Origin of the sequence: Geomonas sp. (assembly GCF_035254065.1) — a bacterium.
Classification (GTDB): domain Bacteria; phylum Desulfobacterota; class Desulfuromonadia; order Geobacterales; family Geobacteraceae; genus Geomonas.
Map to the genome: position 1 here is coordinate 1 of NZ_DATFBA010000151.1, position 8,723 is coordinate 8,723.

An 8,723-nucleotide genomic window follows, 5' to 3' on the forward strand; every position below is an offset into this window, starting at 1 on the left:
CTTCAGTTCGTCCACCGACTTGATGATCATGGCGGTGCACTCGTCGAACACCTTCTCCTCCCCGTCGAAGCGGGAGAGGTAGCGCTTCCTGAGCCGCTGCGCGGAGAGCTGGATCGGGGTGAGCGGGTTCTTGATCTCGTGGGCGATCCTTCTTGCCACCTCGCGCCAGGCCGCCATGCGCTGCGCCTTGATCAGGCTGGTCATGTCGTCGAGCACCACCACCATCCCCATGAAGGCGTCCTTCTCGTCCTTGAGGACGGTCAGGTTGGTGAGCAGCGTCCGCTCGCCGTCCCGCATCGGGATGGTCAGCTGGCGGTTGATGGCGTCCTGCTTGCTGAGCACCATGTCCCGCAGGAGCCCCTTGACGATGTCGAGGTGGGCGGGGAGCAGCACCTCCCGGAAGTTCTTGCCAGCCACCTTGTCCATGTTGATGGAGAGGAGCTTCTCGGCCGACTTGTTCACCGTGGTCAAGAGGCCGTCCTTGTCCACCGAGATGATGCCGGCGGTCACGTTGGCGAGCACCGTTTCCATGTAGACCCGGCGCTGGTCGAGCTCCAGGTTGCTCTTCTTCAGCTCCTCGTTGGTGTGCTGCAGGGCGAGCTGGTTCTCGCGCAGGTCCTGGGTCATCCGGTTGAAGGAGGCGATCAGCATGCCGATCTCGTCGTGGCCGCTCTCCCCCAGGTGCACGTCCAGGTTCCCCTCGGCCACCTGCCTGGTCGCCTCGGCCAGCTCCTGGATGGGGTTGGTGAGGCTCCTCGCCAGGTAGACCCCGAACCAGACCGCCAGGAAGGCGATCACCATGGTGATCAGGAACAGGGTCAGGATGTAGCCGGTGGCGATCGGGTTCTTCATGATCTTCAGCTGCCGGAACTCGTGGTAGGAGAGCGAGATCTCCCGCATCTTGGCAACCAGCGAGTAGGGGACGTAGTAGTTGACCACGATGACCCCCACCACGTCCTTGCTGTTCCAGTTGCTCCTGATCGGCACGATGCCGCGGATCAGGTCGGCCTTGCCGATCGGGCTCACCCGGGTCAGCTGCTCGCCGGCCAGCCCCACGTTGATGTCCTCGGAGGAGGGGTTGGTGAACTCGCCCAGCGGGACCTTGGGGTTGGCGGCCCTGATCAGCTCCTCGCGCTGGGAGGAGAACACCTCCACCACCCCCAGGTTGTACTCCTGCTGCTTCTGGCGGATGAGCGCCTTGAGCTTGGGGAGGTTCTCCTCGTTGAGGAGCTTCTTCTCCTTGACGATCTGGCTGATCTGATTGCCGTAGTAGAGGGCGTTGGCGGCCGAGCTCTTGTAGAAGGTCTGGGCGACCTCCATCGACTCGTTGAGCGAGCTCTCCACCTGCTTGTTGAACCAGTTGTGGATGGAGTTGGTGATGAATCCGGCCGAGACGAAGAACAGCAGCAGGGTGGGGACCAGCGACAGGGTGACGAAGGCGAGCACCAGCTTGGTGCGCAGATGCGCCCCCGGTGCGTTTTTGCGCCGCTCCAGGAGGAGCTTGGTGATGTTCCGGGAGACCAGGTAGACCAGCAGGATGATCAGCAGGATGATGACGTTGATGATGCCGAAGATGATGACGTTGCTCCCCATCGGCACCTCGGAGGAGAGGCGCGACAGGTGGATCTCGAAGGCGGTCAGGATCAGGATGGAGAGCAGCGACAGGCAGACGAAGAACCCCTCGCGCTTTCTCTTCCTGATCTCGGCGGCGCGCACCTCCTGGGGGGCACGCGGTTTTTTATCGGTATCCGTGGGCATCAGGTCACTTTATACGAAGAACAGGTGTCTTTTCAAGGCGCTTGCCGCCTGCAACGAAAAAAAGCAGCCCCCGCGAGGGCTGCTCTTGGTCTGCTTTTTCTGGCTGTACTCTTGATCGTGCTCTTGATCTCGCCTTAAGCTGCGACGGTCGCCAGCTCCGGCATCGGGAGGAAGGGGGCGTTGGCCGGCTGCTGGGTGAACTCCTCCAGGGTGTAGCAGTCGGGGCGGCGGAGCAGTTCGGTGACCAGCTTGTGGTTGAGGTCGTGACCGGACTTGGTCGACTTCACGTGGCCGATCAGCCGGTAGCCGGCCAGCGACATGTCGCCGACCGAGTCAAGGATCTTGTGGCGGACGAACTCGTCGGTATAGCGGAGCCCTTCCTCGTTGAGCACACCCTCCTCGCCGATCACCACCGCGTTCTCCAGCGAACCGCCCAGGGCCAGCCCGTGCGCCTTGAGCATCTCCACCTCGGCCAGGAAGCCGAAGGTGCGGGCGGCGGCGTATTCCTCGGTGAAGATCTCCCGGCTGAACTGCATGGAGCGGAACTGGCTGCGCACCGCGCGGTGGGCGAATTCCATGTCGAAGGAGATCTTGTAGGTGCGCGAGGGGATGATGGTGATCTTCTTGTCACCCTCCACCACGCTGACCGGCTTCTTGACCACCAGGTACTTGCGGGGCTTGCCGCATCCCTTGGCGCCGGCCTTCTCGATGGCCGCCACGAAGGGGGCCGCGCTGCCGTCCATGATCGGGACCTCGGGGCCGTTGATGTCGACGTGGGCGTTGTCGATGCCGCAGCCGTAGAGCGCCGCCATCAGGTGCTCGATGGTGGATACGGTGGCCTGGGCGTTGCCGATGGTGGTGGAAAGCCGGGTGGAAACGACGTTGGCCGCCTTGGCCTCGATGGAGACCGAGGGGGAGACGTCGACCCGATGGAAGACGATGCCGGTGCCGGCCTCGGCCGGACGCAGCGTGAGCGTTATGGTCTTACCCGTATGCAGGCCGATACCGCTGAAAGTTACTTTGTTGCCCAAGGTGTTCTGGAAAGTCATTGGCTTGCTCCCGGGATTGCATTTAATCAGTATGCGGATCATTTAGCAAGGAACGAGCCAACGAAGAGGAATCACTCATCTTTATGTAAAGCCAAGCGGAGTGGACGTTTTCGGAAAGGGGAAGGGTGGGAGGGAAGGGGGGGAGCTGTGGCGGATCGGCCTCGTGTGGTGTAAAAGCAACGGGGAGTGTGGCGTTTGTGCAACAGTTGGCGACGGTGCTGCATTTTTGCCACCAGGGCGACACGTCGACGGCAAGGGGGGACAGGCACCTGCGGAGCCGGTCCCGGCTACAGTCTCCCGGAACGGATGATGGCGATCATCCACCAGAAGCCGACGATGCCGGCGCACAGGTAGCCGAAGAAGGCGAAGGCGGGAAGCCCCCAGAGCAACGGGCCCCGGTTGGCCTGCATGGCGATGGAGGAGCCGATGATCAGGGCGGTGATGATAAGGCTCAAGGAGACCCGGTTGGCCGAGCGCTCCAGCTCCTTGCCGAAGCGGTCGAGCCCCCGGTGTTCCAGGTCGATCCGCAGCTTGTTGCGGTTGATCTTGTTGAGGATCTCCCGGATGTCGCGCGGCAGGTTCCTGGCCAGCGAGAGGTAGGCCTGGAACCCCTTTTCCACCTCGTGCATCATGCGGGTCGGCGAGTGCTGTTCGCGGAGCGCCTCCTCCATGAAGGGGCGCAGGTGGCCGACCATGTCGAACTGCGGGTCGAGCTCGCGCCCCATCCCCTCGATCACCACCAGCACCTTGACCAGCAGGGTGAGGTCGGGGGGGATCTTGATGCGGTGGGTGGAGACCAGGTCGATGAACTGCAGGAGCATGCGCCCCACCTCGATCTCCTTGAGCGGGATCTCGAAGTAGCCGTCGATGAACTCGGCGAGCCCCTTCTTGAGGCCGCTCACGTCGAGGTTCTCGCTCACCTCCACGTTGGCGGTGATGGTGGCGACCAACTCGTCGACGTCGCGGTTGATGACCGCGGTGAGCACGTCGGTGAGGTACTGCTTCACGGAGGGATCGAGTCTTCCCACCATCCCGAAATCGAGCAGGGCGATCACGTTGCCCGGCAGGATCAGCACGTTGCCGGGGTGGGGGTCGCCGTGGAAGAAACCGTGCTCGAGCACCATCTTCAGGAAGGCGACCGCGCCGCGGCGGGCGATCTCGCCCCTGTCCAGCCCCGCCGCCTCGATGGCCGCCACCTCGCTCACCTTGATCCCCTCGATGTACTCCAGGGTGAGCACCCCCTTGGCGGTGGCCTGCCAGTACACGGTCGGGAAGTAGAGGGTGGGGTCACCCTTGAAGTTATCCCGGATCCGTTCGATGGCGTGCCCCTCGCGCGCCAGGTCCATCTCGCGTCGGATGGTGTAGGCGAACTCCCTGACCACGCCGACCGGATCGTAGATGTCGCTTCCGGCGGTGTGCCGCTCCAAAAGCAGCGCCACCCCCATCAGGATGTCGATGTCGGTCTCTACCGTTTCCACCACCCCCGGGCGGCGTACCTTGACCACCACGTCCTCGCCGCTGATAAGCCTGGCCCGGTGCACCTGTGCGATGGAGGCCGCGGCGATCGACTCGGAGCCCAGGGAGGAGAAACGCTCCTCGATGGGGACCCCGAGCTCGCGCTCGATTTCGCTGCAGACCTCGGAAAAGGGGATGGAGGGGATGCTGTCCTGCAGGCGGGAGAACTCCTGGATGAACGGTTCCGGGATGATGTCGGGACGGGTGGAGAGGAGCTGCCCCAGCTTGATGAAGGTGGGGCCGAGCTCCTCCATGGCGAGCCTCAGCCGCGTCGGCGCCGAGAGGTGGGCCGCCTTGGGGGTAGGCCGGCGCAGCACCCGTCGCGAGGCGGCCATCACCTGGGAGAGGTTCAGGTACTCGAGCAGGTGCTCGAGCCCGTAACCGGCAAACACCGTGATGATCTGCCGATAACGCCGGATGCTCCGGACGTTGCGGTTGAGCTGGATCAGTCTCAGCATTCAGTACCCCGGTTGAGCTAAGTCAGTCTCAGCATTCAGTCCCCGGTTCCTCGTCGGCCGGCGCGATCGCCTCCAGTACCCGGACCCGGTGCTCCAGCTTGTCGAAGTCCTCGCGGGTCACCATGCCCATCCGCTCCAGGGCGCCTTTGATCTCCACCTCGGCCGCCTCGGTGGTCCGCTCGCGCCCGGCCTTGGCCAGCTCCTGGATCCGATCCAGGAAGGCCCGACCTTCTTCCTCGCTCATCTTGTAGCGGGACCTCATCTCCTTAACCAGCTCCTCACCCTTCTTCTGGGTGATCGCGGCGGCCCCAAGGGCGGTCATGGCTGCCTTCTCCAGGATTTCAAACATGGTGTTTCCTCCTTTGACGGGCTGGACCTGAAACTGCATGTTGCCTCTGTCTAATGATATTCGCACCTCATCCCGATGTCAACGTCCACCCCCTTGACTTTATTAAGGTTCTAGCTGATACTGCCTCCATCCTCACAGGGGGCGGCTGCCGGCATGAACAAGAAGAATTCGCTGACCATAAAGAACGTGGGACAGATGCTTTTGAAGCGCCGGCTGATCGACGAGACGCAGTTCGGCGAGCTGGTCGCCAAGGGCGAGCCCCAGCAGCAGCGGCTGGCCGGCTCGCAGCAGGCGGGCTACTCGCGCAGGCTGAACCAGACCCCCGAGAAACCCTCGCCCGCCGAGGTGATCGCCTCCTTCAACCTGGAGGTCCCCGAGTCCGGCGGCCGGCTGTTGACCGAGGACGGCATCACCGAGGTGCTGGCCGCGGTGGTGGGGCTCCCCTACCTGAAGATAAATCCCTTGAAGCTCGACCTGGAGATGGTCACTGCCCACATCTCGCGCCCCTTCGCCCTCAAGAACCTGATCGTGCCGGTCGACTATAAAGACGGCACCCTCACGGTGGCGGTCGCCGACCCCTTCAACGACGAGGTGATCGAGGAGCTGAAGAGCATCAAGCGGATCAAGGTCGAGCGGGTGCTCGCCTCCCGCAACGACATCATCAAGATCCTCAGGGAGTTCTTCGGCTTCCGCGCCTCGGTGAAGGCGGCGGAGAGCGAGGTGGGGACTTCGGTCGACCTCGGCAACCTCGAGCAGTTCGTCCGCCTGAAGATGGGGCACGAGATCGAGAGCACCGACCGCAACATCGTCTCGGCCGTGGAGTTCCTGCTCCAGTACGCCTTCGACCAGCGGGCGAGCGACATCCACATCGAGCCCAAGCGCGACAAGTCGCTGGTCCGCCTCCGGGTGGACGGCGTGCTGCACAACGTGCACATGGTCCCCAAGCAGCTGCACCCCCCCATGGTCTCCCGCATCAAGATGCTCTCCCGCATGGACCTGGCCGAGAAGAGGCGCCCCCAGGACGGCCGCATCAAGACCAACCACCAGGGAAAGGAGATCGAGCTGCGCGTCTCCACCCTGCCGGTGGCCTTCGGCGAGAAGGTGGTGATCAGGGTCTTCGACCCGGACGTGCTCATGCAGGACCTCGACCAGATCGGCTTCTACCCGCGCGAGTACCAGCTCTACAGCTCCTTCATCCGCCGCCCCAACGGCATCATCCTGGTCACCGGCCCCACCGGCAGCGGCAAGACCACCACCCTCTACTCGTCACTCAGGACCCTCTCCTCCCCCGAAGTGAACATCGTCACCGTGGAGGACCCCATCGAGATGGTGATGGAGGAGTTCAACCAGGTCGGCGTGCAGGGGGCGATCGGGGTGACCTTCGACAAGGTGCTCAGGAACATCCTCAGGCAGGACCCGGACATCATCATGATCGGCGAGATCCGCGACCACGAGACGGCGGAGAACGCGGTGCAGGCGGCGCTCACCGGCCACCTGGTGCTCTCCACCCTGCACACCAACGACGCCCCCTCCTCGATCACCAGGCTCCTGGACCTGGGGGTCCCCTCCTTCCTGATCTCCTCGACCGTGATCGGCATCATCGCCCAGAGGCTCTTGCGCAAGATCTGCCCGGCCTGCAAGGCGGAGCGTCAGCTCTCCGAGGGGGAGATCGAGTACCTCTCCCTCAAGCAGGGGGGGAAGGTCTGGTACGGCAAGGGGTGCCCGGAGTGCCGGGGGACCGGCTACAAGGGGAGGACCGGCATCTTCGAGGTGCTGGACGTGAACGAAGGGATCAAGACGGCCATCTCGGAGCGTCCGGAACTGGGCGCCCTGCAGGCGGCGGCCAGGGAGGACGGCATGGTCCCGCTCAGGGACCTGGCGGTCAGGAAGATGCTGGAGGGGATCACCACCTACGAGGAGGTCATCGCCGTCACCTGACCTGGCGCCGCCCTCAACCCCATCCTCACCCGCCTCCGCCAAGGCTACGGCGGGCAAGCTCCTGATCCTCCCCTTGAAGGGGAGGGGATGTTGGAGGTAAGCTGTGAGGGGAGGGAATGGGTGAACCGCCGGATGCAATCCCCCTGTCCCACCTTTATCAAGGGGGGGACCTCATTCCGTGACTCCCGATATCTTCGCCCCACGTTCCCTCCCCTTCAAGGGGAGGGACAGGCTGAGGATGGGGCTCGGTCTGAGGGGGAGCCCAACAGATGTGGAATCGTGGTTGGAGGTGAGCCGTGATGGAATCTGCGACGCAAAAGGTTGAGACCGCCATCTTTGCCGGTGGCTGTTTCTGGTGCATGGAGCCGGTGTTCGACAAGATGGACGGGGTGCTTTCGGTGATGCCCGGCTATACCGGCGGCGAGGTCCCCGATCCCTCCTACGTCGAGGTCTGTGAGGGGGAGACCGGCCATGCCGAGGCGGTGCTCATCCGCTTCGACCCGACGTTGGTGAGCTTTCGGGAGTTGATCGACGTCTTCTGGCGCAACATCGACCCCACCACGAAAAACCGCCAGTTCTGCGACTTCGGAACCCAGTACCGGACCGCCGTCTTCTACACCAGCGATGAGCAGAGGTCGGTTGCCGAGCAGAGCAAGCGCGAGCTGGAGGAGAAGGTCCCAGGCGGCATCGTCACCGAGATCGTCCCCGCCGGCGCGTTCTATCCCGCCGAAGAATACCACCAGCAGTATTACAAGAAGAATCCCGAGCGCTACAAGATGTACCACGACGGCTGCGGCAGGAATTGGAGGCTGAAGGAGCTCTGGGGGCAAAAGTAACCGGCTGGCGAGCGTAAGTGCCCGTTTATTAGCACTTATTTCGTAGACGTTTCTGCCGCCGGCAGGCTACAATACGGCCACTATGTCTACCGGCCCCTCTCGCATCAGCAACAGCGAACTTCCGCGTCCCGCATGGGCGCTGGCACTCTGCACGCTGGCCATCCTGCTTCCCCTGGCCGGCTGCGGCGGGACCGCCCAGCGGGCGGGCTCCTCCCGACCCTTCCCCGACCCCGCCGGCACCTCTCTTCACGGCTCTTCCCGGCAACCCCCCTCCGAACAGTTCCAACTCGGCGTCAGGTACTACAAGGGCGATGGCGTTGCCAAGGACAGCCGCCGTGCGGCCGGCCTCTTCCGGGAGGCGGCGGAACAGGGACACGCCGGCGCCCAGTACGACCTGGGCCTTCTCTATCTGAAGGGAGAAGGGGTGGCACTCGATCACCGCGAGGCGTCTCGCTGGTTCCGGCGGGCCGCCGAGCAGGACCACATAAAGGCCCAGCTCAACCTGGGGCTCATGTACGGCAAGGGGGACGGCGTCGACAAGGACCTGCGGGAGACCTTGCGCTGGTTCCGCGCCGCCGCCGAACAGGGGAGCGCCCGGGCCCAAATCTACCTGGGAGAGATGGCCTTTCGCGGCGACGGCGTCGCCAAGGACCTCTCCGCGGCCTTCCGCTGGTTCCTCAAGGCCGCCCGCCAGGAAAGCGCCGAGGCCGAGCTCTACCTGGGCATCATGTACCTGCGCGGACAAGGTGTCGCAAAGGACCCGCGGCAAGCCGCTGACTGGCTGCGAAAGGCGGCTGAGCACGGGCTACCCCAGGCCAAG

7 protein-coding genes are annotated in these 8,723 nt (G+C 63.9%); 3 read left to right on the forward strand and 4 right to left on the reverse strand.

Going from position 1 to position 8,723, the window contains the following annotated elements:
- From VJ604_RS07320 to VJ604_RS07335, 4 genes are all read right to left on the reverse strand, one after another.
- Positions 1-1,758: sensor histidine kinase (locus VJ604_RS07320; RefSeq protein WP_324081152.1), on the reverse strand; the 1,758-nt coding region annotated here is incomplete at its 3' end.
- 134 nt (positions 1,759-1,892) lie between these two features.
- The gene (gene lpxC / locus VJ604_RS07325; protein WP_324081154.1) at positions 1,893-2,807 is read right to left on the reverse strand and encodes a UDP-3-O-acyl-N-acetylglucosamine deacetylase; all 915 of its coding nucleotides are present in this window, start codon (positions 2,805-2,807) and stop codon (positions 1,893-1,895) included.
- Positions 2,808-3,094: 287 nt separating this feature from the next.
- On the reverse strand, positions 3,095-4,780 hold the full coding sequence (locus tag VJ604_RS07330; RefSeq protein WP_324081156.1) for an ABC1 kinase family protein: 1,686 nt from the start codon (positions 4,778-4,780) through the stop codon (positions 3,095-3,097).
- 28 nt (positions 4,781-4,808) lie between these two features.
- Positions 4,809-5,129, reverse strand: coding sequence for a phasin superfamily protein (locus VJ604_RS07335; protein WP_324081158.1), 321 nt, complete (start codon positions 5,127-5,129; stop codon positions 4,809-4,811).
- Between the two features lie 153 nt (positions 5,130-5,282).
- Between VJ604_RS07335 and VJ604_RS07340 the strand changes: the two genes are divergently transcribed.
- From VJ604_RS07340 to VJ604_RS07350, 3 genes are all read left to right on the forward strand, one after another.
- On the forward strand, positions 5,283-7,067 hold the full coding sequence (locus VJ604_RS07340; protein WP_324081160.1) for a GspE/PulE family protein: 1,785 nt from the start codon (positions 5,283-5,285) through the stop codon (positions 7,065-7,067).
- A 299-nt stretch (positions 7,068-7,366) separates the two neighbouring features.
- Positions 7,367-7,903, forward strand: coding sequence for a peptide-methionine (S)-S-oxide reductase MsrA (msrA, locus tag VJ604_RS07345; protein WP_324081162.1), 537 nt, complete (start codon positions 7,367-7,369; stop codon positions 7,901-7,903).
- An 82-nt stretch (positions 7,904-7,985) separates the two neighbouring features.
- On the forward strand, positions 7,986-8,723 hold a 738-nt coding region (locus tag VJ604_RS07350), incomplete at its 3' end, for a tetratricopeptide repeat protein (RefSeq protein ID WP_324081164.1).

Bases quoted from the DNA above. Each gene is read 5' to 3' on its own strand.
- msrA (WP_324081162.1), top strand. From the start codon at position 7,367: ATGGAATCTGCGACGCAAAAGGTTGAGACCGCCATCTTTGCCGGTGGC.
- VJ604_RS07335 (WP_324081158.1), bottom strand. From the start codon at position 5,129: ATGTTTGAAATCCTGGAGAAGGCAGCCATGACCGCCCTTGGGGCCGCC.
- lpxC (WP_324081154.1), bottom strand. From the start codon at position 2,807: ATGACTTTCCAGAACACCTTGGGCAACAAAGTAACTTTCAGCGGTATC.
- VJ604_RS07330 (WP_324081156.1), bottom strand. From the start codon at position 4,780: ATGCTGAGACTGATCCAGCTCAACCGCAACGTCCGGAGCATCCGGCGT.
- VJ604_RS07340 (WP_324081160.1), top strand. From the start codon at position 5,283: ATGAACAAGAAGAATTCGCTGACCATAAAGAACGTGGGACAGATGCTT.